Origin of the sequence: Ardenticatena maritima, from assembly GCF_001306175.1 — a bacterium.
Classification (GTDB): Bacteria; Chloroflexota; Anaerolineae; order Ardenticatenales; family Ardenticatenaceae; genus Ardenticatena; species Ardenticatena maritima.
The window spans coordinates 369,151-393,475 of record NZ_LGKN01000006.1 but is presented as its reverse complement, the minus strand read 5'-3'; the positions used below and the strand labels follow the sequence as shown (position 1 = coordinate 393,475).

Sequence of the window (24,325 nt, the reverse complement as noted above, 5' to 3'; positions counted from 1 at the left end):
TCACAGATGCGCCGCGCGTGGCGTGCGCTCAGCCTGTTTGAGGACGAGCCACCCCCACGCACAGAGTACGCCACCCCACAGGACGGAAACGAGGAGCGGGCTTCGGGTAAACACGTTGATGAACGCCAGCGCGTGGGTGGCGAGCAAGAGGATGGTCGCCGTGCGGGCGTGCGCGGCGGCGCGTTCCCACACCAGGGGGGCGATGGCGGTCAGCAAGACCAGGTCGTGCAGGAAACTGTGCGGGGTGAGGAGCAGGGTGGCGATGACGGTTCCGGCGAAGGCGGTTTCCGCCGGGGCGTGTTGCCACAGGCGCACCAGCAGGCTGAGCATGCCCACGGCGGCAAGCCCCCACACGCCCCACACCCACGGGGCGGGGATGCCGAGGGTGAAGAGCATGCCGCGCACGTTGGGCATGAGCGTCGGGGCGATGCCGTATGCGCCATTTGTTTGGGCGGTGAAGAGGAGCATGCGCCCCCAATCGAGCAGGCTTTGCCAGCCTGTGCTGAACAGTGTCAGCAGGAGCAAGCCGCCCAGCCCCACGGCGAGCCCCGCCAACAGGCGCTGTTGGCGCTGCCACACCACCCAGAGCCAGACGAGCACGGCAAATTGGGGTTTGATGGCAAGCCCCGCCCACCAGAGCCCGGCGGCAATTGCGTGCCCGCGCCGCCAGTGGCACCAGCCCGCCGCCAGAAACAGCGCCAGCCAGATACTGGGTTGCCCTTGCAGAAGGACCATCCAGGTGATAGGCCACAACAGCAGAAGCCAGGCAAACAGCAGGCGCGAGGGCGCATGGGTGTAGCCGATGAGCGCCAGCAGGGCGGCGATGTTCATCGCCAGCCAGATGAAATAGGCGGTGGGGAGCGGAAAGCGGGCTATCCATTGCAACAGCACCGCCACAAATGGCGGGTAGTTGAACGGAAGCAACCCGTTTGTGTAGGTCCAGCCGTAGGGGGCGAGCAAGGTTTGTTGCACATGGGTTTGGGTATCGAGGTCATACAGTGCGGCGGGGGTTTCGCGCACAAGTGTGGCGCCTGTGTAGAACATAGCAAAATCGCCCGGCCCCAAGCGGAAACCGGGCATGCGGTGCGCCATGATGAAGAGTGCCAGCAGCGGCACTGTGCCGACAAGCGCCGCGGCATAGAGCCGCCACCAGCGGTGGATGGACGCCTGTGTTTCCCCCGCGGCGCTTGCCATGGCTTACGCCTCGCGCCAGATGGTCTGTTCGGAGCCGGGTCCGACTGAGACGATGGTCACCGGTGCGCCGGCAAGGTCTTCGATGAAGCGCAGATAGTCGCGGGCGGCTTGGGGCAGGTCGTCCCAGGTGCGTGCGTTGGTGATGTCTTCCTGCCAGCCGGGCACAGTTTCGTAGATGGGGCGGCAGCGTTCCAGCCCCTCAATCTGGGCGGGGTAAGCGTCGAGGCGCTCGCCGTCCAGTTCGTAGGCGACCGCCACGGGAATACGTTCCAGCCCGGAGAGGATGTCCAGTTTGGTGATGGCAAGTTCCGTCAGCCCGTTGAGTTGGGCGCTGTACCGCAGGGCGACGCCGTCGAGCCAGCCGACGCGGCGGGGGCGGCCGGTGGTGGTGCCGAATTCGTCCCAGGGGTTGGCGCCCGTGCCGCGCAAGCGCACGGCTTCTTCGCCGTGGAGTTCGGTGGGCATGGGACCACCCCCCACGCGCGTTTGAAAGGCTTTGACCACGCCAATCACGCGCTGGATGTCGCGCACCCCGACGCCGGCGCCGGTGAGGACGCCGCCCGTGGTGGGGTGGCTGCTGGTGACGTAGGGATACGTGCCGTGGTCGAGGTCCAGGAGTGTGCCTTGTGCGCCTTCAAAGAGCACCGATTGCCCCGCTTGCAAGGCGGCGTGAACGGGGGCGAAGGCGTCGCCGATGAAATCCGCCAGGGCGTCGCGCCATCGGCGGGCTTTGTCGAGCATGTCGTCGAGCGCGACGGGGGGCTGTTGCAACACGCCGCTGAGGATGGCGTTGGCAAAGAGCAGGGCGTTTTCCAGGCGTTCGGCGAGCACGGCGTCGTCGAGCAGTAGGTCGCGCGCGCGAATGCCGCGCCGTGCGGCTTTGTCGGTGTAGGCGGGACCAATGCCGCGCCCCGTCGTGCCAATGGCGCGGTCGCCGCGCGCCGATTCAACCGCGCGGTCGAGCAGGCGGTGGTAGGGGAAGATGAGGTGGGCGTTGCCGCTCAGCACCAGGCGGCTCAGGTCTACGTTGGCGTCGCGAAGCGCTTGCATTTCGCGCAAGAGTTCGTCGGGGTCAATCACCATGCCGTTGCCCATGTAGGCGTAGACGTGAGGGTAGAGCACGCCGCTGGGAATCTGGTGCAGTTTGAACGTTTGCCCTTCGTGCACGACGGTGTGCCCCGCGTTGGGACCACCGCTGAAGCGCACCACGACATCGGCTTGTCCTGAGAGCAGGTGGGTGATTTTGCCTTTGCCTTCATCGCCCCATTGGGCGCCGATAATGGCTGTTCCGGGCATTGGAATGCTCCTTCCTGTTGTGGTTGCAGTTAGTCAACAAAACGGTATTTGATGAGCGTCCAGAGGGCAACAATGCCATCGCGCCAGGTAATTTTCTTGCCTTCTTCGTATTCTCGCCCGTTATAACTGATGGGCACTTCGTAAATGCGGTATCCCCGTTTCAGAATTTTGGCGGTAATCTCCGGCTCGAATTCAAAGCGGCGTGAGCGCAGGGGAATGGGGCGAATCACCTCAGTGCGGAAGACTTTATAGCACGTTTCCATGTCGCTCAGGATTGAGTCATAGAGCACGTTGGTGACAAAGGTCAGCATTTTGTTGCCCACCATGTGCCAGAAGAGCATGGCTTTGCGTGGTCCGCCGAGGAAGCGGCTTCCATAGACCACGTGCGCGCGCCCTTCGAGAATGGGTTCAAGCAGTTTGGGGTACTCGCGCGGGTCGTACTCCAAATCGGCGTCCTGGATGAGCACAATATCGCCGGTGACGTTGTTGAGGGCGGTGCGAATGGCGGCGCCTTTCCCCTGGTTGTGGGTGTGGAAGAAGACGCGAATATCACCTCGCTGGGCTTCTTCACGCAAAATCTGGGGCGAGGCGTCGGTTGAACCGTCGTCAACGGCGATGATTTCGCGTTCCAGCCCGGCGGTTGGTGCTTGTCGGACGCGTTCGAGAATGTCGCGGAGTGTGCGTTCTTCGTTGAAAACGGGAATGATGATGGAGAGTTTGGTTGGTTTTCGCTGCTCCATGAATGTGCCAAAACCTTTTTTGCTATTGGGATGATGTGCGCGGCGTATTATAAAAGCAGTTTGAAGGGGAGCAATTTTGCCTGACGTGCAGGCGACGCCACGACCTGACAGGTCCTTTGTGACCTGCCAGGTCGTGGGTGCAGGCGAGGCGCGGGCGGGTTAGGGGCGCGTCCAGGGGTCGAACAGGCGATCCCACTCTTGCAGGGCGTAGCGGTCGGTCATGCCGGCGATGTAGTCGGCGACGACGCGGTGGAGCGGCACAGGCCCGATGCGTTGCTGGACTTCTTCGGGGAGTTGCGCCGGGTCCAGGATGTAGGCGTTGAACAGGTCGCGCAGAATGCGCTGGGATTTGGCGGACATGCGCACCACACGGTAGTGGCGGTACATGTTTTTGAAGAGGAAGCGCTTGAGCTGGCGGCTTTTTTCGCGCATTTCGGGCGACATGCTCACCAGCGGACGCCCAAATTCGCGCACGTCCTGCACGGAGCGGATGTTGTTTTCCACCAGGTTCTTGTGGGTCTGCTGAATCAGGTCGGTGACGAGCAGGTTGATGAGTTTGCGAATGACGCGGTGGCGGGTGAGTTCGCTCCACGGTTCGTTGACGAGCCCGTAGGCTTCGTGCCAGAGCGCCACATCGGAATCCATCATCTGCTCAAAGGAGAGGATGCCGCTCCGCAAGCCGTCGTCCAGGTCGTGGGTGGAGTAGGCTATTTCGTCGCAGTAGTTGACGACCTGGGCTTCGAGGGTGGGTTGCCATTCGGGGCGGTAGGCGCTGGCGTCGGCGTAGTCGTAATCGGTTTCGTGCTTGACGATGCCTTCGCGCACTTCCCAGGTCAGGTTGAGCCCTGGAAAATCGGGGTAGCGGTGTTCCAGTTCGGTGACGATGCGCAGGGTTTGCTCGTTGTGGTTGAAGCCGCCATGGTCGGCCATGAGTTCGTTGAGCACTTCTTCGCCGGAGTGCCCGAAGGGTGTGTGCCCCAGGTCGTGGGCGAGGGTGATGGCTTCGGTGAGGTCTTCATTCAGCCCCAGCGTGCGGGCAATGGTGCGCCCGATTTGGGCGGCTTCGAGGGTGTGGGTGAGACGTGTGCGGTAGTAGTCGCCTTCGTAGTTGATGAAGACTTGCGTTTTGTATTCCAGACGGCGAAAGGCGGTGGTGTGGATGATGCGGTCGCGGTCTTTTTGGAAGGCGGTGCGATATGGGTGTTCGTCGTCGGGGTATTCGCGCCCCAGGGTTTGGCTTGAGCGCATGGCGTAGGGCGCCAGGGTTTGATCTTCGATGCGCTCCAATTCTTCACGGCTACGCATAAAAAGCCTCCTTGCTTCTCCATGACTTTGGGGTCTGACAAGACAGCGTGCAGTATAACATATCTGGTTGTTTGGCGGGAATAGCTTGGCGCGCCAAGAAAATCGCCCTCGCACCGTGTGGCGCGAGGGCGGTGAAGGCGTTGAGCAGCGAGGGTTAGTATTCGATTCCACCGCCACCGGCTTTCTGGAAGGGTTCCAGTTCCACTTCGAGGCGTTCAAAGTAGCTGTTGGGTTCCAGCGACGGGTTGTCGCCGTATTTCAGCGAGCGAATGCGTGCGCGAACACGCAGCGAAGCGGTTTCCAGTTCAAAGGTTTCGCCTTCGCGGGCGACAATGATTTCGCCGCGTTCGCTCAGGGCGGCGACGGCGTCGGGATTGTCGGCGAGGGCTTCACTGACAATCAACTTGGTGACGGTTTGAATGTCGTCTTTGTCGAAGAGCCAGACTTCAAAAGCGCCGACGTGTTGGTGCGGCTGGTCGAGCAGGATTTCGCCCACACCGACGCCGCATTCGCCCAGGTAGGTGTTGTCGGGCAGTTGGATGCTGAAACTCATATCGAAGTTGTCATTGCCGTATTCGTAGCGTGTGGTGAAGCGCCCGATGCTCTTTTCGCTGACGGCGGGCATGGGACCTGTTTCGGGCAGGGGTTCTTCGTAGCCGCCAAACGCGCCTTCGGCTTCGGGTTCGACGCTCAGGTCGAGGCTGGGTTCGCGGCGCGCCCCCGGCTCGAAGAGTTCGCCCGCTTTGCGTCGGCGGTTGGTCCAGAATTGGAGCGCGCCGACAGCGACGAGGAGCGCCACAACGCCAACAAGGCAGAGACGCAGGAGCGTGCCGAAGAGGCTGCCACCGCCTTCCTCAGGTTGTTCGGCGGGTGGTGTGGGTGGTGCGGTTTCACCTTCGGGCAATTGGGTGGCGGTGCCCACGTCAATGCCGAAGAGCGCGCCAAACTGGCGAAGTTGCTCGCGGTCGGTTTCAGTGGCGGCGTTGAGGTAGAGGCGGTTCAGCAGGTCGGCGGCTTCTTCTTTCGAGAACGAGCGCATGCGTTCGAGGGCGAGTTCGCTATTCTGTTCGATCGCATAAGCGCGCGCCGCCATGAGCACCCATTGCTCTTTGTAATCCTGGCGCAAGTCAATGGGGAGCGCGTCTTTCCATTCAACGGGGTTGATTTGGTAGGCGTATACCAAGCCCACAATAAGCCCCAGTACAAAACCAACCAGCACGAGCCATTGTGGGGCGTTGCGTGAACCGAGACGAGCACGAGCGGCTTCTGGTCGCATAGAATTTTCCTCCAACAGACGTTCCAATTCAAACAGATGTCAATCCGGTTTCATTGTATCACAGAGGTAAACGGTTGAGCAAGTGTTTGGACGTTTTTTGGATACGTTTTTGGTAAATTTTTGGTGCAAAATCGCTCAGGGCGTGATGGTGATGAGGTCGCGGGGGAAGGTGGTGAGCACGTCGGCGCCGTTTTCGGTCACGGCGACCACGTCTTCGACGCGCACGCCCCCCACGTCCGGGATGTAGATGCCCGGTTCAACGGTGAAGACCATGCCCGGTTCGAGCGGTTCCTGATTGCCTTCGACGATGTAGGGCGGTTCGTGGATTTCGAGCCCCAGGCCGTGCCCGGTGCGGTGGATGAAGTAGGCGCCGAAGCCGGCTTCTTCGATGACGCGGCGGGCGGCGCGGTCAACGGCTTCGGCGGGCACACCCGGACGCACGGCGGCGCGCCCGGCGTCGGCGGCTTGGCGGCAAACGTCGTAGATGCGCTGGATGATGTCGGGCACGGGGGCGAGTGCGAGGCAGCGGGTGATGTCGCCGTGGTAGCCGTGGGAAACGCCCCCGCAGTCAATGATGACAACGTCGCCGGGCTGGATGGCGCGGTCGCCGGGGTGGGCGTGTGGGTGGGCGCTGCGTGGTCCGGCGACGACGAGCGGCTCGAACGCCAGCCCTTCGCTGCCGAGTTCAAAAAACGCCATGCGGAGCACGTTGGCGATGTGGCGTTCGCTCACGCCGGGGGCAACGGCTTCGATGGCGCGTTGCAGTGCGGTTTCGGTGATGCGGATGGCTTCGCGCAGGCTGGCGAGTTCGTCGGCGTCTTTGCACATGCGCAGGCGGGTGAGCAAGGGTTCGGCGGGGCTGAAAACGGCGTTGGGGGCAGCGCGGCGAATGGCTTCGGCTTCCCCGTAGCGCATGTTGTTGAATTCAATCGCCCAGTGGGCGCTGCCCCACCCGTAGAGCGAGACCACATCGCGCAGGATGGCGGATGGTCCTGTTTCGTCGCGCCAGGTGAAGACGCGCACGGGCAGCCCGTCCCAGGCGGGGGCTTCGAGCGCGGGGGCGATGACGACGGGTTCGCCCTCGGCGGGGATGCAGAGCATGTGCAGGCGTTCGCTGCGATGGACGGCGACGTTGGCGGCGTAGGTGAGGTTGGCGCCGGGCACCAGCGCCACAAGGTCGAAATCGGCGTTGGCGATGGCGGTTTGCAGACGGTGGAAGCGATGGGTGCTCATGACGCGGCCTCCTCTCCTGCCAAGCCCAGGGTTTCGGCGCAGTCTTGCATGGCGTGCAAGACAAAGGCGATGTGTTCGTCGAGCGGGACGCCCAGCGCGGCGGCGCCGGCTTCGATGTCTTCACGGTTGACGCCGGCGGCAAAGCGGCGGTCTTTCCACTTCTTTTTGATGCTTTTGAGGGTGACGTCGCGAATGTTTTTGCTGGGGCGCACCAGCGCCACGGCGGTGATGAGGCCGGTGAGTTCGTCCACGGCGTAGAGGGCGTGGTGCAGGCGCGTGGTGCGGGGCACGCCGGTTTCGTCGGCGTGGCTGAGGATGGCTTCGATGATGTCCTCAGGCCAGCCTTCGGCGCGCAAGATTTCCGCCCCTTTGAGCGGGTGGTCGGGGATGGTTTGGTGTTTTTCGTAGTCAAAATCGTGGAGCAGCCCCACGATGCCCCACAGTTCTTCATCTTCACCAAAGCGGCGCGCGTAGGCGCGCATGGCGCATTCGACGGCGAGCATGTGTTTGCGCAAACTGTCGGATTGGGTGTAGCGGGTGACGAGTTCCCAGGCGTCGGCACGTGTTTTGGTCATGGCGCTCTCCTTGCATGGTTATTTTGTGCGCCCCACCAGGCGGTCGTAGATGCGGCGAATGCCCTGGCGGTAGAGGTTGCGCTCTTCGTCGCGCCATTCGGGGTCGGTAGGCCATTCGTCGAAGTAGCCCATCATCTTCGAGACGACTTCATCGCGGGTACGCCCTTCGTCCACCATGGTTTGGATGCGTTCGCGCGTCACTTCGAGATACTGGATGAGCGGTTCAAGTTCGTCGGGCGTCATGGGTGCGCCTTGCCCCGGCACAATGATGTCCACTTCCATGACGCGAATGGCTTGCAGGGTGGTAATCCAGGTGGAGAGGTCGCACAAGCCGAGGTGTGGGCGATACCCGTTGGTGACGACGTGGCCGGCGAAGAGCACGCGCACGTCCGAGACGTAGAGCCCGGCGTTGTTGGGGGAATGCCCCGGCAGGTGCAGGAATTCGAGTTCGCGCTCCCCAAGGTAGGCGGTGAAGCGGTCGTAGAGCATGAGGTTGGGTTTGGGCAGGTTGAAGTTTTCGGGGAGCAGGTCGGCGGCTTGTGGGTCGTATTTGGTGATGCGTTTGCGCAGGTGTTCTTTGGCTTTGGGTGTCATGCGGATTTTGTCCATGGTGGAGTGGTGGGTGATGAGTGAACCCGGCATGAAGAGCGCGCCCATGATGTGTTCGACGAGGTGGTCGGTGAGCAGGACGAATTGGATGGGACCGTGGCGCTCGGCTTCTTCACGCCAGGCGATGGCTTGTGTGGGGAGCATGGGCGTATCTACCAGGACGACGCCCTCATCGGTTTCAACCAGACCAAGGTTGATGTTCTTGAATGCCGGTTTGTAGTAGACGCGATCGGCGACTTTGTGCATAGGTCTCGACTCCTTTGTGTTTGCTCTGTGATGGCGGTGATGAGCCACTTTGTACCGGTGTTGGTTGTTTGCCATTGTAGCACGAGTGAAGTATCCGACCAGCGCTTTTCAATCAGCAGCGTGGCGACGGCGTGGTTGGGGGAGAGCGTTGCCAGGTCGGTGATGGTGAGGCGTGCGCCGGTGCGTTCGGCGAGCGCCAGCAGGGGCGCCCAGAGCAGGACGGCGGGCGTGGGGGGCGCGGCGGTGGGGTCGCCCTGCGCCCAGCGGCGGGCGTTTTGCACGGCGAGCACGGTTTCCAGGCGGGCGTGCAGGTCGGCGTCGGTGGGGGCGCGGGCGCGCATGGCGGTGGTGAGGCGTTGGAGCAGGCTCTCGGCTGCGTCGAGGTCGCCGCAACGGTGGGCGGCGTTGATGTCGGCGAGCAGGGTTTCGAGCACGATGGCGAAGGGGTCTTGCGTGGTGTGGGCGTATGTGCGGACGTGTTCGGCGGTCCAGTTGGATGGTTCGGGCGGCAGTTCGCGCGCGGCGGGGTCGAAGGTTTCCTGGTAGGTGCGCATGGCGTCGAAGATGCGCACGCGCAGGTCGAACCAGTGGGCGATGGCGGGGTCGTTGGGGATGGGGCGCAGCCAGGTGAGCCAGTCGCGTTCGAGTTGGGCGTAGGTGCGCCCGATGATGCGTTCGGGGGTGTTGGCGCTGGCGTAGAGGCGTTTGACGGTTTCCAGCCCGTAGGTTTCGACCAGGTAGCCGACGAAACTGCCGGCTTCGATGTAGGCGGTTTCGTGCTGGTAGGCGTGCAGGTTGTCGGCAAGGTCGGGGATGGTGATGTAGTTGGGGGAGCGAGCCAGGGCGGCGGCGATGTGGTGGATGGGTTCGACGCCGTAATGCCCGCCTGTCGCCCAGACGGCAAGCCCTTCGGCAAGCAGGGCGTTGGTTTCGCCGTCGGGTTGGGTGAGGCGCGAGGCAAGGGCGTGGGTGAGTTCGTGGTCGAGGTAGGCGGCGATGGGGATGCGCAGGTAGTTGCGGGCGGGCCAACTGATGATGACTTTGCTCCCGTAGGCGACGCCGCCTTGCCAGAAGATGCGTTCGACAAAGTAGATGTCGAGCGGGGTGGTGACGGGCATGTCCAGCCGGGCGGCGATGCGGTTGAGGCTAGCCTGGGCTTCGCGGGCGAGGTCGGGTAGGTGGTGGGCGGCGTAGGTGTGCGGCAGGGCGTGCAGGCGCAGAGGGGGCACGTCCAGGTGAACCCAGGCGGCGCTGGTCTGGGCGCTGGTGGGGGGGACGCCCTGCCCCCAGGAAGCGGTGAGCAGCAAGAGCAGCAGGATGGCAGCGAATGCCAGGCGCAAGCGGGTCCACATGGCGTTAGACTCCGAACCGTTCGCGGATGTTCTGCCGCAGGATGTAGACGCTCAGGGCAATCATGATGAAGATGATGATGAAGCGCAGGAATTCGAGCACGAGCACGCCAACGGCGACGGCGGCAAGCCCCAGGCTGAGGGCGGTGAGGGTGCGGGTGAGCCGTCGGCGGAAGAGGCTTTCGATGAGGATGAAGATGAGCATGGCGAGCAGGATGGCGGGCGCCCACCAACTGGGCGGGATGAAGGCGAGCGAGACGCTGATGAGCAGGATGAGCGAGGCGCTGATGGTTGCCCAGATTTCGGCGATGCGCGCCAGGCGGATGTCTTGCGGGGTGAGGGGCTGGGGCGGGTGGTGCAGGTGGCTGTCGGGCGGTGTGTGGGGGTGGTGTTGCAGGGCGGCGGCGTAGAGCCCCAGGGCGTCGAGGGTTTGTTCGTTTTGGGCGATGCGGGCGTTGATGGTCTGGATTTCGGCGGTGAGCCGTTCGATTTCGGCGAGCACGTGCTGGTAGCGGTCGGCGAGGTGGGGTTGGCGCTGGGTGGCGGCGCGTTCGATTTCGAGGTCGCGCAGGGCGGCTTCGAGTTCGGCGGTGCGCTGGCGCAGGCGGTTTTGTTCTTGCTGGATTTCGGCGCGGCGGGCTTGAACGGCGTCGGGCAGGGTGGCGCGCGGCACGACTTTGTTGAGCCCCGCCCAGGCGAGGGGGGCGTGCCATGAGAGGCGGATGGTGCCGTCGCGGTTGTGCATGGGGCCGGCGGGCGCGTTTTCGCCGGCGAAGGGGTCTTGCACGTAGAGCCCCCACAGCCCGTGGTAGTGGCGCACCCAGGGCGTTTGGTCGTCAATGAGGGTGGGGGGCTCCCAGGGGGCGTCTCCCATGACGCCGATGGTTTTGCCGTCGCCGCGGGCGTAGTCGATGAAGGGCAGGCGCAGCAGGCTGAATGGGGTGTCGGCGGCGTCGCCCAGGGGAACGCCGTAGGCGAGCAGGCGTTCGCGGGTGAGGCGGCGCAGGGTTGCGAGCAGGTTGGCGAGTGGGCGCAGGATGGGAATTTCGATTTGCGAGAGGTATTCGCCTTTCTGGAAGTAGAAGGCGTGTGAGCCGGCGGCGACGTAGAGCACGGGGTGCGTGCCGTTTTTTTCGACGGTGGGGTCGTCCCAGCGGCGGCGCAGGTCGTCGCCGTGGGCGTCGTGCATGGTAATGGCAATCCATTCGGGATGCCAGGCGTCGTTGCTGTCGCGGGCGAGGTAGATGGCGACCATTTCCCAGTCGGCTTCGTGGTCGTTGGCGCCAAAGAAGCCGGAGCGCCAGTTGTTGTAGGCGTAGAAGTACCAGTATTGCAGGATTTTCCAGTCGCCCTGTTCGATGACGCGCCCGTAGTAGCAGTAGCGTTCATCGGCGGCGAGGATGGCGCGGTATTGGTCGCGGGCGGCTTCGGCGGCGTCGCCGGGGACGCGCCCACGCAAGAGGAGCGAGAGCGAGAAGAAGGCGTCCACCAGGCGGGCGGTGTAGCCGACGGTGGTGAGGCGACCATGACCGGGGACGAAGCGTTCGGCGTCGGGGCGCAGGGTGCGGGCAAGGCGTTCGCGGGCGAGGGTGGTGATGGGTTTGGGTTCGACGAATTGCAGAAAGAAGCGGCTGCCTTGCGGCGCTTCCCGCGGGACGCCGAGGGTGTCGAGGGTGAGTTGGCCTTTGGACACAAGGCGGGTGGGCAGTGCGCCGGGCGGTTTCAGCCAGAGGCTACACTGTTCGACGTAGCGGGCGGCGTCCATGGGAAAGAAGAGTTCGCCCTTGGTGAAGCGCAGGATAGGGGCGTAGCGTTGCAGCAGGTGCAGGTCGTCGTTCGGTTCGGTGAAGGGCGGCATGGCGACTACCTCTCCGCGGGTTGAGTGAACATAAATCGTGCGCCAAAGATGTTCAGGTAGAAGGTGATGAAGGCGGCGACGGCGAGCACAATGTAGATGAAGGGGGGCGCGTCGCTGTTGGGTGGGGTGAAGAAGTAGATGAAGAGCCCCACGCTGAGCAGAATGGTTTGCAGGAAGAGGGCGATATGCCAGCCCCAGGAGTGGCGGCGGGCAAAGAGCAGGGTGGCGATGAAGGCGAGCAGGGCGGCGGCGGCAAAGAAGATGCCGCTTGCGCGCCAGGGTTCGGCAGGTTCGGCGATGAGCAGGCTGTGGAGCAGGCGGTTGGGCTGGGTGGGTGTGCTGAGCAGGTAGGCGAGCGCCGCCAGCATGATGGTTTGAGCAAGCAGCAAGATGTCCAGGACGCGCAGGGGGCGTTGCAGGTCTTCGGGCAGGGTGTCAGGCGGGTGTGTGGGTGTGGTCATCGGGTTCCTCCTGGCGACAGGTGAGATGCAGGGCGGCGCGGATGCGCTGGAAGACGTCGTCGGGGGTGGCGTTTTTGTCGCCCTCCACTTCAACCAGCACGCCCCGGCGGCGGTAGTAGTCGAGCAGTTCGGGGCGGCGGGCGTGGTAGATGCGCAGCCGTTCGCGAATGACGGCGGGCGTGTCGTCGGGGCGTCCGCGGGCTTGCAGGCGTTGGCGCACCACCTGGTCGGGCACGCGCAGGTGGATGGCGGCGTCAATGCTGCGTTGGTAGCGGCGCAGGATGTCGTCGAGCGCGGCGGCTTGGGTGCGTGAGCGGGGGATGCCGTCGAAGATAATGCCGCGTTCGGGGGGCAGGGCGCGGATTTCCTGCTCGACGAGTTGCATGAGGATGGGGAGCGGCGCGAGATGCCCCGCCTGGACATAGGTGGCGATGATAGCGCCGAGCGGTGTGCCGGCGTCCATTTCGCGCCGCAGGAGATCGCCCGCGCCGATGATGTGATGCCCCAGGCAGGCGTGCAGGTAGCGCGCCTGCGTTCCCTTGCCGCTGCCGGGCGGTCCGATGAGGACGATATGTTGGCACATGTGGGTATCTCGCTGGTCGGTTGGTTTCGGTGGGGACATTCTGGGGGAAAAGCGGCAAATGTTCAAGCCGCAGAGCGCAGGCGCGGCGTCAGAAGGGGTGCAGAGGGGGGTGTTTCGCAACCTAACGGGTGTTTGGTTGCGTTGGTGGGGTTGATTTTGCAAACAATGCAAGTTTGCTGAGGTTTGGTGCATAGATTTGCACATACTTTGTGCAACAAAATAATTCGCAACCCGGCGGGGGTTTTTGCCACGCGGGTGGGTTGCGAAATGCTTTGTGTGTCAAAGGAATTTTGCGAATAAAACAAGGTGTTTTGCGCGTGTGGCGAGCCACTGAGAGGCGCGCTGCGCGGCGATTTGACACGTTCAAGGCTTTTTGGTATCGTTACGCCAGATTGAGCGCACGCTCTTTCAGCCGTATTCGATCCGCAGGGGATACTGAAACCATCGCGAAACTCACCGGGGTTGAGAGCCTCAGCAGCTTTCAGCCGTATTCGATCCGCAGGGGATACTGAAACTCACAAGCCTACCCACCGGAGCATCAGAGAAATTGCTTTCAGCCGTATTCGATCCGCAGGGGATACTGAAACTTTGTGGATGTCTCGGCTTTCTTTGGTCTGATTGCTTTCAGCCGTATTCGATCCGCAGGGGATACTGAAACTGGCCAGTGAAGTGGGGAAGTGAGAAGAACGCGCGCTTTCAGCCGTATTCGATCCGCAGGGGATACTGAAACGCGGTTTCTGCACGCTCGAAGCGTCGCAAAGCGCGCACCTTTCAGCCGTATTCGATCCGCAGGGGATACTGAAACTTCCCGTCTTGCGCCGATTGCGCAGGTGCTCCGGGCCTTTCAGCCGTATTCGATCCGCAGGGGATACTGAAACCGGCGCCGCCCACAATTCAAAATCGCGAAGACGCCGCTTTCAGCCGTATTCGATCCGCAGGGGATACTGAAACGAGTACCCGTGGCGGCTGGTCACTGGCACGTATCGACTTTCAGCCGTATTCGATCCGCAGGGGATACTGAAACATCCTCCTTGAGCCTCGGTATAGATTTTTTCACACCACTTTCAGCCGTATTCGATCCGCAGGGGATACTGAAACCTTCCTCTCGGTGTCGCCTTCGCGTGTATGATAAGCTTTCAGCCGTATTCGATCCGCAGGGGATACTGAAACGTGTCGGCGCCGTACCGGCCGAAGCGATGCGACGGCCTTTCAGCCGTATTCGATCCGCAGGGGATACTGAAACATCGCGGCGCATCAAAGGCGCTCGTCGAAGGTGTGCTTTCAGCCGTATTCGATCCGCAGGGGATACTGAAACCTCGAAATCCTCAACAGTACGGAAGCCAAAGCAGAACTTTCAGCCGTATTCGATCCGCAGGGGATACTGAAACTTCCACTTTGCAGTTCTTGAACGTCATTGCATTGCCTTTCAGCCGTATTCGATCCGCAGGGGATACTGAAACCAACCGGCGAAAAGTGGCATGATGTGGATATGCATTCTTTCAGCCGTATTCGATCCGCAGGGGATACTGAAACCCAAAGAGGCCAACAATCCGAGCCATCAGGAACGAACTTTCAGCCGTATTCGATCCGCAGGGGATACTGAAACCCGAAAACGCCGCAAAAAGAACCGAACCGCACCAAGACTTTCAGCCGTATTCGATCCGCAGGGGATACTGAAACTTTCCATATCTCGCGGGTGAGGATGAGGGTTCTTTTCTTTCAGCCGTATTCGATCCGCAGGGGATACTGAAACTGATGAAGCGACTTCTCCTGGAGGCCATCCAGGTGACTTTCAGCCGTATTCGATCCGCAGGGGATACTGAAACTTGAGAGAAGCAATAGCAAGATAGCGCAGAGCAGGAACTTTCAGCCGTATTCGATCCGCAGGGGATACTGAAACCATGGCCTACCTCACCGCTTCCACAAACGCCGCCACGCTTTCAGCCGTATTCGATCCGCAGGGGATACTGAAACCATCATGTATCCGCTCGGCGGTGGTGGGATAGTCCCCTTTCAGCCGTATTCGATCCGCAGGGGATACTGAAACTTCTGGGCGAGGACCCGTCCATCGTGCATGTGAACTTTCAGCCGTATTCGATCCGCAGGGGATACTGAAACAAAAGCCGTAGGATGAGAAAAACAGACCGCATGAACTTTCAGCCGTATTCGATCCGCAGGGGATACTGAAACGAATGGTGTTTATGTTTCGCTTGGTACTGGTTCTGATCTTTCAGCCGTATTCGATCCGCAGGGGATACCACTCGCCGCCCATTTTCTCATTGCCCGCATAACGCGGGCTTTTTTTTGTTTGGCGTGGGGTGGGGTGGTGCAACAAAAAAAGCCCCTGTGCGGGGCTTGGTGGCATGGGGCGCGGGCTAGACCATAGGCCAGGGAATGTGTCGCCCAGGACCGGGCAGGGGATAGCGTTTGTGGTCGAGCAGGGTTTGGGCGCGTTGGCGCAGGGCGGCAATTTCTGCGGCGCTCAGGTAGGGGCGCAGGGCTTGCGCGAGGTCGCCCTGGGGGTGCAGGCGGGGCACAAGCGCTTCGATGGCGTGCAGGATGTCGTCGGGGATGGGTTCTCCCGCCAACTCCCAGAGCACCGTGCGCAATTTGGGTTCCACATGAAAACAGATGCCGTGGTCAATGCACCAGAAGCGCCCTTCCGTGTCGCGCAGGATGTGCCCGGCTTTGCGGTCGGCGTTGTTGGCGAGCACGTCGAAGGCGACGATGTAGGGCAGGACGGGGGCGGCTTCCTCGCGAAAGGTGAAGTAGTGCTCGTTGGGGTCGTGTTCGATGAAGCGCTGGACCATGCCGGGACCGTGCGGTCCGTCGCGGTAGACGGTGGGGGGCACAAGCCCCCACCCCAACGCCCTGTCGAGCAGATAGGCGGCTACCTCGCGCTTGCTGAGCGTGCCTTCGGGAAAATCCCACAAAGGGCGTTCGCCGCGTGTTGGCTTGTAGACCGCCAGCAGTTCCTGGTCGTCGTTGCGCACGGTGGCAAGGAAGGTGTAGTTGGAGCTCCACGGGATGAGCCCTTCCAGGGTGATGATGCCATTGCGCAAGAGCGCCAACACGCGGTCGTCGTTCATGGGTGCGCCGGTCAATCGTGTGCGTGGCCGTTGCTGCGTGGGCAAAAGTGCCCTTCGGGGTCAATGGGACGCCCACAGAGTGGGCAGATGGGACGCCCCGCCGCCACCACCGCGCGGGCGTGGCGGGCGAGTGCGGCTAACTGTGTGCGCGTCGCCCAAAAGCGCACCAGCGACGGCTCTTCCGTATCGTCGAAAGTGAGTTCTTGCGCGGCGATGACCACCAAATCGCGCTCGGGGTCGTAGCCCAAGCCCATTTGCGCCACGCGGAAGAGGGCGTTCACCGGCTGGCGCAGGGTCAGCGCCTCTTGCGGAATGTCGTCGGCGATGGCGGGCGGGAGTTCGCGTTCTTCTTCCAATTCTTCCAGCAATTGCTCGATGGCGTTGGCGAGCGCCTGCGCCTGCTCTTTTTCGATAATCAGCGAAATTGTTTGGCCGCTGTCGCTGCCTTGCAGAAAGAAAACCCGCTGTCCGGGCTCCCCGACAGTGCCGACCGTGATATGCTCAACGGGTCCGAGTTCGTACACTTCACCCATGCGCTTCTTCTCCATTCCCTGCTTGCGGTACCCACGGGCGCGGCACATGCGCCGTATCATTCACACAGACCACGTGCGGCACGCCTTCATCAGAAAAGCCAATCACCGAGATTGAGGCGGGGCTCACCACAAACCGCTGGAAGTGGTCGAGGTGCGTGCCGCTGTACCAGGCGATGATGGCTTTGATGACGTCCGAATGCGCGACGATGATGGCGCGCCCTTTGTCGTCCAGCGTGGCGAGCACGCGCTCCACGCCGGCGACGGCGCGCTGCTGCATTTCGGCCACGCTTTCGCCGCCGGGAAACCGCATGCGGCTGGGCGTCTGTTGCACCACGCGCCAGAGCGGTTCTTCGCGCAGGGTTTGCAGTTCGCGCCCTTCCCACGCGCCAAAATCCACTTCGATGACCTCATCCAGCCGTTCCACGGGCAAGCCCAGGCGGTAGGCGATGGGGTCGGCGGTTTCGATGGCGCGTTCCATGGGGCTGCTATACAGCCCCTGAAACGCATGGCGCACATGCTCGTTGAAGAGCCGTTCGGCGAGGGCTTCGGCTTGTTTTTTGCCCTCGGCGTTGAGATGCACGCCCGGCAAACGTCCCGCCAGGCGTTTCCCCACCCAATCGTTGGTGGCGTGCCGCACCAGGAAAATGCTTTTCATCGCGAATCCTTTACGCACTTATTCGCCGGTTTTGAGAACGCGCCGCTTGCCGTACTGTTCCTGATAGTAGCGCTCGAACGCCTCATCGCGGATGGCGCGCCACCACCATTCATTTTCCACGTACCAGCGCACCGTCTTGCGGATGGCTTCTTCGGGGGTGTGGCGCGGTTCCCACCCCAGCGCCCGAATTTTGGAGATGTCCATGGCGTAGCGGCGGTCGTGGCCGGCGCGGTCTTCAACATGCTGGATGAGCGAACGGGGCTTGCCCAATTCATCGAGGATGATTTCCACCATGCGCAGGTTTTCGATTTCCTGCCCTGTGCCGACGTTGTAGATTTCGCCGATTTCGCCCTTGTGCAACACCAGGTCAATGGCTTCGCAGTGGTCCATGACGTAGTGGTAATCGCGCATTTGCCGCCCGTCGCCATAGACGGGGAGCGGGCGGTCTTGCAGGGCGTTGGTGGTGAAGAGCGGCACCACCTTTTCGGGGTACTGGTAGGGACCGATGTTGTTCGCCCCGCGCGTGATGGTGATGGGCAAGCCGTAGGTGATGTAGTAGGCGTGCACCAGCAAATCGGCGCCTGTTTTGCTTGCCGAGTAGGGCGAACGGGGGCGCACGGGGTCGTCTTCCGTGGCGCGGTGCTCGCCTTCGACATGCCCGTACACCTCATCGGTGCTGATTTGGTGGTAGCGTTCCAGCCCGAACTTGCGGGCGGCTTCCAGCAGCGTGTAGGTGCCGATGACGTCCGTCTGCACGAACGCACCGGGGTTCATGATGGAACGGTCAACATGCGTTTCGGCGGCAAAGTTGACGATGGTATCAATGTCATATTCGCGGATGGTGCGCTCCACCGCTTCGGCGTCGCAAATATCGCCGCGCACAAAGGCAAAACGGGGGTGGTCCATCACGTCGTGCAGGTTTTCCAGCCGCCCCGCGTAGGTCAATTTGTCGAAGACCACAATGCGGTAGTCGTCGTATTTGTTGAGCATGTGGCGCACAAAATTGCAGCCAATGAAGCCTGCGCCACCTGTCACCAAAATGTTTTTCATCCTTCAACTCCTCTTTGCCAAACAGATTGCCTGCCTTCCACAACTCCAACCGTGCAGGAACTAAATCACGCCCACTTTGGAGTTATCGGCCAGGGTCATTTTATATGCTTTGGGTTTGTAGGGCGAACGGGTCAATTCCACGTTGCGCCCGATCAGGCTGTCAATCAGGCGTGGAATTTCGCGAATCACCGTGCCTTCCAGCACAATGCTGTGCTCGATTTCGCTCTCTTCGATGATAACGTCATGGTAGATGCTGGTGAAGGGACCGATGTAACTATTCACAATGCGCGTGTTTTCGCCAATAATCGCGGGACCACGAATGACGCTGTTGATGATTTCGGCCCCTTTTTGAATCGTCACGCGCCCCTGGATGGTGCTGTCGCGGTCAACGTAGCCTTCGATGACGGGTTCGGTCATCTCTTCAAGCACCAGGTCGTTGGCGGCGAGCATGTCAATGGGTTTGCCGGTGTCAATCCACCAGCCGCGGTGGATGTAGGGGTGCACCTTGTAGCCGTGGTCAATCAGCCATTGAATGGCGTCGGTGATTTCGAGTTCGCCGCGCCACGAGGGTTTGATGCTGTTCACGGCTTCGTGGATATGGTGGTCGAACATGTAGATGCCGACCAGCGCCAGATTGCTGGGCGGGTTGCGCGGTTTTTCCACCAGGCGGATGATTTCGCGCGTGTCGGGGTCGAGTTCGGCGACGCCGTAGTGCTGGGGTTCGTCCACGGGGGTGAGCACGACCTGGCAGTTCCATTCGCTTTGCTCGAATTCGCGGATGAGCGGCGCAATGCCCCCCTGGATGACATTGTCGCCCAGGAACATGACAAAGCGCTCGTCGCCCAAAAAGTCGCGTGAGATTTTGACGGCGTGCGCCAGACCGAGCGGCGCTTCCTGGTGAATGTAGGTGATGTTGACGCCCCAGCGCCGACCACGTCCCACGGCTTCCTTGATTTCGTCGGCGGTGTCGCCGACCACAATCCCAATGTCGGTGATACCGGCTTCGGCGATGGTTTCGATGACGCGGAACAGAACGGGTTTGTTGGCGACGGGGACGAGTTGTTTGGCGCGGGTGTAGGTCAGCGGGTAGAGCCGTGTGCCTTTACCACCACTAAGAATTAGCCCTTTCATGGTACGCTCCTTTGCCTTCCTTCTGTCTGTCTCCTTGTTTGTCAAGAAAAAAGCGTCATTCGCCGCCACAGCATGACGAATGACGCCGGTATCTGCATCGTCGGCGATTAGTATTCGCTCACGTCCACGTCCACATCAACATCGGTCAGCACACTGCCGACAATACGTGCCTGCACCTGGTCGAGCAGTTCACGCGCGCGGGCGGCTTGTTCGCGGCGCGTTTTGCCCGCCCGCAACACCAGCAACACCCCGTCGGTGCGTGTCGCCAGCACGCTGGCGTCGGTGACGGGCACGACGGGCGGCGCGTCGAAAATCACCATGTCGGCGCGTTCGCGCAAGGCTTCGATGATGGCGCGCATTTGGGGCGAGGCAATCAATTCGGCGGGGTTGGGCGGCGTGCCGCCGCTGGTTAGCACCCACAACCCTTCCACGCCGGTGGGTTGAAGCGGCGGTTCATCCAGCAGTTCGGGGCGGCGCATCATGTCGGTCAGCCCCGGTTCAAGCGGGAGCCCAAAGATGGTGTGTAGGCTGGGGTGGCGCAAATCGGCGTCCACCAGAATGACGCGCTTGTTGGCTTGCGCCAGCACCACCGCCAGATTCGCCGCCGTGATGGTGGCGCCTTCACCGGGACCGGGCGCCGCGACAACCAGCGTTTCAATCTTGCCCGTCAGAGCGGCAAATTCCAGATTGGTACGCAACCGCCGATAGGCTTCCGCCGCCGCGGAGTTCGGTTCTTTGACGGTTACGAGATTGAGCGAAGACGTGCGTGTACTCATCAATCATCACCTCTTGTCGAGTATCAGGATCGCCGCAACGCGGGTCGGCGTGTTGCGCGGGGCGCATGCTCGCTGACGGCGTGCAAGTCAGCCGCGGGGGGAATTTTCCCCAGCACCATGACGTTGGCGCCCACATAGCGCTTGATGTCCTCACTGGTCTTGATGGTGTTGTCCATGAATTCGAGCGCCAGCACAATCAAGCCGCCAATGACAACCCCCAGCAACGCCCCGGCAATCGCGTTGATGGTGGGGCGTGGGCGGAAGAGTGTGCCGGGTCCGGCGTATTCCAGAATGGAAACATCCACGCGGTCTTCTTTGCGCTGTTCCTGGTTGAAGGCTTTGATTTCAGCCACAAACTCCTCGGCGACCGCGTTGGCAATCTTCTGCGTCATCATCGGGTCGGTGTCCACCACATCCACCTGCAACAGCAAGTCCGACTCGATGGGGCTGACGGTGATTTTTGCCGCCAGGTCGTAGGGCGAAAGGTCTAATTGGTGCTCGGCGGCAACCGTCTGCGCCATTTGCACCGATTTGATGCGTTGGGCGTAGTTGCGCATCACCTGCTTGACCGTCTGCTGCAAGCCCCAGTCAAGGCGCGCCGGCATAACGCTAATCCGCACCGACGAACGGTATTGCGGTGTTTGCGCTTTGCTCATCATGTAAGCGGCGCCCCCCGTCAGCAGCGCCAGCAAGACGACAATCCAGCCGCGCCGCACGATGATGCGCCAATAATCTCGCCATTCCATACCAAACATCCTCCTTGTGCGTTCCCCACGCGATGCGTTGGGGTCTGGCAAGAAAAGGGCGGGCCTTGCGGCTCGCCGTGCGCGCACATTCTAGCACGGGCAAGAAGACACGCCAATTTGATTTGGCGCTTTCCCTTGGGGCGTGCAAATCGGCGGATTGTGCTATACTTATGAAAACAAATGTCGCGTTTGTGTTCATCAGCCATTGAAAGAGACAGGAAACAGCCATGCCACTTGTACTTGTCGGACTCAACCCACCGTTGCGGGCGCGCACGTTTGTTCTGGACGCGCGCCCCTGGCTGATTGGACGCGACCCCCAAAGTGATATCGTCATTGGTGAACGCTTTGTCTCGCGCCAACATTGCTGGCTTGAACCCGACGGCGCGGGTGGGTGGATTGTGCGCGACCTGGGGAGCGCCAACGGCACTTGGCGCAACGAAACCCGCGTGGACCAGGAAGCGCCGTTGCAGCATGGCGATACGGTGCGCATTGGGCGCACCTATTTCCTTGTATTCGACCCGCAAAAGCAATTGCCCGTGCCGGCATTGCCATTGCCGGAGATGCACTTTGACGCGGTGCGCGGGCGCGTTCTGCTCAACGGCGAGCCGCTTATTCCACCACTGACCCCGCTCCAAGTGAAGACGTTGCGCGCGTTGTGGGAACAGCGTGGTGTTCCCGTTCCAGTGCCGCACCTGGTCAACCAGTTATGGGCGAACCGTTCACCCGACGACGTGCGCCCCCACCTGCAACGCATTCTAGAGCAGGTGCGCGAACGCTTGCGCGACCCGTATGAACTGCTCATCCAGTACGATGATATCCAGGACGCCTACGTCTTGACACCGACGCCGGAAGAAGCCATACAGGTGCTTGTGCCGCACATCGGCATTTGAAACCAACTTCGGAGGATGATGCACATGCTCGACCACATTGACCACATTGGCCTGGCGGTTGCCGACCTGGACGAAGCCCTGCACATCTGGCGCGACATCCTGGGCTTGACCGTGACGCACGATGAAACTGTGCCCGAACAAGGCACGCGCGTTCTCTTTCTGCATGGCGGCAACGCCGACATTGAGTTGCTGGTGCCGCTCGGCGAGGAAACACCGGTGGGCAAGTTCCTGCAAAAACGTGGACCAGGGATGCACCACATCTGCTTTGCCGTGCCGGATTTGGAAGCGGCGCTGGCCGAATGCCAGGCGCGCGGTTTGCAACTGATTGACGAAACGCCGCGCATTGGCGCCAAAGGCAAACGCCTGGCGTTCATTCACCCCAAAAGCGCGCACGGCGTGCTGATTGAATTGTGCGAGAAGAAACCGGACGCCTGATGCCCATGCGACGCTTCGCCCACTTGTTGGCGTCGGCGCTGGTCTGCTTCTTCCTGCTGGGGCGCGACGCCGCCGCACCCGTCGCCGCCCAAGCCCCCGCCGACGGCGACCCCCGTTTTGGGTTGGTGCTTGTGCCGCCCCGCGAGCCCTGGCTGGGGCTGGCGTATGCCGCCGGGGCGCGCACAATCCGCTATCAGGTGAACTGGTGGGACGTCGAGCCGGCGCCCGGTCTGTTTGACTGGCGCGAAACCGACGCCGCCATCCGCGCCTACCGCAACGCCGGCTTCGAGGTGAGCGTGATTGTGCATGCGCCGCCCCCCTGGGCGCGGCTGGTGGGCTACAAGTGGGTGCCGAACAATCTCGACCGCCCCTGGGACGACCCCGCGAACTTCTGGGGGCGGTTCGTTTTTGCCGTCGCCGAACGCTATCGGGGACAAGTCGCGTCGTATGAAATCTTCAACGAGCCCGACCTCGCCATCTATTGGGACGGTTCGCCCGCCCAGTACGCCCAACTGCTGGCGGTCGCCGCCCGCGCCATCCGCGCCGCCGACCCCAACGCCACAATCATCATGGCGGGCATGGCGCACTGGGTGAATCCGGGCTTTGCCGAAGGGGTGTTGCAAGCCCTGCACACCATGCCCGACGCCGCCCAAAATGGCTTCTTCTTCGACATTTCCGCCTGGCACTGGTACACCCACCCCGACAATCTGACAACCCGCACAGAATGGGTGCGCGACCTGCTGGCACGGTATGGCATGGGCGACAAACCCATCTGGGTGAATGAAACCAACTTGCCGGTCTGGGGGATTGGCGGGCATCCCGTTACGCCCATGCGCGGCTACGGAACGCCCGCCCAACAAGCCGCCTTCATTGTGCAAGCCTTCACCAACGCCTTCGCGGCGGGCGTCGAACGGGTGTTTGTCTTTCGGCTTGATGATTCGGACATGGACGAGCGTTTTGGCCTGGTGAGCAACGACGGCGTCATTCGCCCCGGCTACACCGCCTACGCGACCACCGCCCGCTGGCTCAGCCATGCGCGCTTTGTCTCGCGTGAACAAGTGGGCGATTTGCTCATCACCACCTTTCGGCGCGGCAACGATGAGCATATCCGCGTCATCTGGAACACCGCCCCCCAGCCCGTCGCTGTGTGGGTGCCTGCTGTCGCGGCGCAAGCCACCCTCAGCACCCCCGACGGGCGCGAACTCCGCCTGACGGCGCAACCTGGGGCGGGCTACCTGCTCACATTCGACGCCGCTACCGCCTTGCCCGAAGAAAGCCAGCCCACCATCGGCGGCTCGCCGCTCTTTTTGGTTGAACGCGCCCCCGACCCCAGCCGCCCCCTGGTGGAAATGCAGCCGTTGCCCGCGCTCAGCGCCTCGACCGCCATCACACTGACCTGGCATGCGTCGCATCCCGGCAATGTGCCCATTGTCGCTTACGAGGTGGAAGTGCGCGCCGACGACGGCGCGTGGGTGCGCTACACCAGCACCACCGAACCGCGCGCCGTCGTGCGCGGCGAATCGGGGCACCGCTACGGCTTCCGCGTGATGGCGGTGGACGCCAACGGCAACCGCTCGCTTGTGCCACCCAACGATACCCCCATGGCAGAAACCTTCATCGGCGCGCGTCTCTTTGGTCGCCTGGTTGATTTTGCCGACCGCCCGCTCCCGCATGAACCCGTTTGCCTGCGCACCGCCTGCACGCTCACCGACGCCAACGGCACGTTTGCCTTCGATACCGTGCCCGCCGGTCGTCATCTGCTTGAAGCGCCTTCATTGGGTGTGCGGCGCGTGCTCACGCTTGAAAATGGGCAAACAACCGACCTGGGCGCTCTCACCCCGCCCCTCAAAGGGGGCTGGCTGCGCGATAGCGATTTCGAGCATCCCGACGACGCCTGGACCGCTTCTACTGACCGCCCCTATCGCCTGCGCGTGCCCAACGTGGGCATGGTGCTCCACATGCCGGGGGGAAGCAGTATCGGACAGCGGCTGACCATTCCCGCCGAGGCGCACGAACCGCTGTTGCGCATGCGCTATCGCAGTGAGCGCGGGCGTGTGCGTGTCAGCATTTTGCCGCTTGATGGGGTGCGCCGTGCGCCTGTGGTGGTGTTTGAAGGAAGCGGAACAGCGGGGGAATGGCGCACAATCGTGCACCCGTTGAGCGCGTGGCGTGGGACGCCTCTGCTTCTCAGTGTTTCCGCCCCCGATGTCGGCACACTCGTGCAAATTGATTGGCTGTGGGTGGGCGAAAACGTGCGTCCGCAACACCACTTCTTGCCGCTGGTGGTGCGCTAGC

The 24,325-nt window shown here is 62.1% G+C and carries 22 protein-coding genes and 1 CRISPR repeat array; of the genes, 3 read left to right on the top strand and 19 right to left on the bottom strand.

The window, feature by feature from the left end; all coding sequences use genetic code 11:
• The 19 genes from SE16_RS12560 to SE16_RS12470 form a co-directional block, all read right to left on the bottom strand.
• Entirely contained in the window at window positions 1-1,194 is a 1,194-nt protein-coding gene (locus tag SE16_RS12560) for a glycosyltransferase family 87 protein (protein ID WP_054492536.1), read from the bottom strand.
• Window positions 1,195-1,197: 3 nt separating this feature from the next.
• Window positions 1,198-2,490, bottom strand: coding sequence for an adenylosuccinate synthase (locus tag SE16_RS12555; protein ID WP_054492537.1), 1,293 nt, complete (start codon window positions 2,488-2,490; stop codon window positions 1,198-1,200).
• Window positions 2,491-2,519: 29 nt separating this feature from the next.
• Window positions 2,520-3,230: a glycosyltransferase family 2 protein gene (locus tag SE16_RS12550; protein WP_054492538.1), complete on the bottom strand. Its 711-nt coding sequence runs from the start codon at window positions 3,228-3,230 to the stop codon at window positions 2,520-2,522.
• A gap of 159 nt (window positions 3,231-3,389) precedes the next feature.
• Window positions 3,390-4,535, bottom strand: a complete 1,146-nt coding sequence (locus SE16_RS12545; protein ID WP_054492539.1) for a deoxyguanosinetriphosphate triphosphohydrolase — start codon at window positions 4,533-4,535, stop codon at window positions 3,390-3,392.
• Window positions 4,536-4,689: 154 nt separating this feature from the next.
• Window positions 4,690-5,811: a hypothetical protein gene (locus SE16_RS12540; protein WP_054492540.1), complete on the bottom strand. Its 1,122-nt coding sequence runs from the start codon at window positions 5,809-5,811 to the stop codon at window positions 4,690-4,692.
• A gap of 135 nt (window positions 5,812-5,946) precedes the next feature.
• On the bottom strand, window positions 5,947-7,044 hold the full coding sequence (locus tag SE16_RS12535; protein ID WP_060687673.1) for a M24 family metallopeptidase: 1,098 nt from the start codon (window positions 7,042-7,044) through the stop codon (window positions 5,947-5,949).
• Window positions 7,041-7,619, bottom strand: a complete 579-nt coding sequence (locus tag SE16_RS12530; protein WP_054493244.1) for an HDIG domain-containing metalloprotein — start codon at window positions 7,617-7,619, stop codon at window positions 7,041-7,043. Before SE16_RS12530 ends, SE16_RS12535 begins: the two co-directional genes overlap by 4 nt.
• 18 nt (window positions 7,620-7,637) lie before the next feature.
• A complete protein-coding gene (locus SE16_RS12525) occupies window positions 7,638-8,474 on the bottom strand; it encodes an MBL fold metallo-hydrolase (protein WP_054493243.1) in 837 nt (278 codons plus the stop codon).
• Entirely contained in the window at window positions 8,381-9,826 is a 1,446-nt protein-coding gene (locus SE16_RS16050; RefSeq protein ID WP_060687669.1) for a peptidase MA family metallohydrolase, read from the bottom strand. The genes SE16_RS12525 and SE16_RS16050 overlap by 94 nt, the downstream gene beginning before the upstream one ends.
• 4 nt (window positions 9,827-9,830) lie before the next feature.
• A complete protein-coding gene (locus tag SE16_RS12515) occupies window positions 9,831-11,681 on the bottom strand; it encodes a DUF4200 domain-containing protein (protein WP_060687667.1) in 1,851 nt (616 codons plus the stop codon).
• Between the two features lie 5 nt (window positions 11,682-11,686).
• The gene (locus SE16_RS12510) at window positions 11,687-12,142 is read right to left on the bottom strand and encodes a hypothetical protein (protein ID WP_054492261.1); all 456 of its coding nucleotides are present in this window, start codon (window positions 12,140-12,142) and stop codon (window positions 11,687-11,689) included.
• The gene (locus tag SE16_RS12505) at window positions 12,117-12,725 is read right to left on the bottom strand and encodes an adenylate kinase family protein (protein WP_054492262.1); all 609 of its coding nucleotides are present in this window, start codon (window positions 12,723-12,725) and stop codon (window positions 12,117-12,119) included. Before SE16_RS12505 ends, SE16_RS12510 begins: the two co-directional genes overlap by 26 nt.
• A gap of 405 nt (window positions 12,726-13,130) precedes the next feature.
• Window positions 13,131-14,989: a CRISPR direct-repeat array (repeat unit 37 nt; unit sequence CTTTCAGCCGTATTCGATCCGCAGGGGATACTGAAAC).
• Window positions 14,990-15,100: 111 nt separating this feature from the next.
• Window positions 15,101-15,814, bottom strand: a complete 714-nt coding sequence (locus tag SE16_RS12500) for an SCO1664 family protein (protein WP_054492263.1) — start codon at window positions 15,812-15,814, stop codon at window positions 15,101-15,103.
• 11 nt (window positions 15,815-15,825) lie between these two features.
• On the bottom strand, window positions 15,826-16,347 hold the full coding sequence (locus SE16_RS12495; RefSeq protein WP_054492264.1) for a DUF3090 domain-containing protein: 522 nt from the start codon (window positions 16,345-16,347) through the stop codon (window positions 15,826-15,828).
• Window positions 16,340-17,002, bottom strand: coding sequence for an MSMEG_4193 family putative phosphomutase (locus SE16_RS12490; protein WP_054492265.1), 663 nt, complete (start codon window positions 17,000-17,002; stop codon window positions 16,340-16,342). Before SE16_RS12490 ends, SE16_RS12495 begins: the two co-directional genes overlap by 8 nt.
• Before the next feature lie 18 nt (window positions 17,003-17,020).
• On the bottom strand, window positions 17,021-18,052 hold the full coding sequence (rfbB, locus tag SE16_RS12485; protein ID WP_054492266.1) for a dTDP-glucose 4,6-dehydratase: 1,032 nt from the start codon (window positions 18,050-18,052) through the stop codon (window positions 17,021-17,023).
• 60 nt (window positions 18,053-18,112) lie between these two features.
• Window positions 18,113-19,183, bottom strand: coding sequence for a glucose-1-phosphate thymidylyltransferase (locus SE16_RS12480; protein WP_054492267.1), 1,071 nt, complete (start codon window positions 19,181-19,183; stop codon window positions 18,113-18,115).
• Between the two features lie 107 nt (window positions 19,184-19,290).
• Window positions 19,291-19,959 carry a CpsD/CapB family tyrosine-protein kinase gene (locus SE16_RS12475; RefSeq protein ID WP_054492268.1) on the bottom strand — a complete coding sequence of 223 codons (669 nt, stop codon included), beginning with the start codon at window positions 19,957-19,959 and terminating at the stop codon, window positions 19,291-19,293.
• A 23-nt stretch (window positions 19,960-19,982) separates the two neighbouring features.
• The gene (locus SE16_RS12470) at window positions 19,983-20,705 is read right to left on the bottom strand and encodes a YveK family protein (protein ID WP_054492269.1); all 723 of its coding nucleotides are present in this window, start codon (window positions 20,703-20,705) and stop codon (window positions 19,983-19,985) included.
• A 227-nt stretch (window positions 20,706-20,932) separates the two neighbouring features.
• Between SE16_RS12470 and SE16_RS12465 the strand changes: the two genes are divergently transcribed.
• From SE16_RS12465 to SE16_RS12455, 3 genes are read left to right on the top strand one after another with little or no spacing between them, the layout of a single operon-like run.
• The gene (locus tag SE16_RS12465) at window positions 20,933-21,595 is read left to right on the top strand and encodes an FHA domain-containing protein (protein WP_054492270.1); all 663 of its coding nucleotides are present in this window, start codon (window positions 20,933-20,935) and stop codon (window positions 21,593-21,595) included.
• A 24-nt stretch (window positions 21,596-21,619) separates the two neighbouring features.
• On the top strand, window positions 21,620-22,030 hold the full coding sequence (gene mce, locus SE16_RS12460; RefSeq protein ID WP_054492271.1) for a methylmalonyl-CoA epimerase: 411 nt from the start codon (window positions 21,620-21,622) through the stop codon (window positions 22,028-22,030).
• A 5-nt stretch (window positions 22,031-22,035) separates the two neighbouring features.
• On the top strand, window positions 22,036-24,324 hold the full coding sequence (locus SE16_RS12455; protein WP_161804544.1) for a cellulase family glycosylhydrolase: 2,289 nt from the start codon (window positions 22,036-22,038) through the stop codon (window positions 24,322-24,324).
• Window position 24,325: the final 1 nt, after the last annotated feature.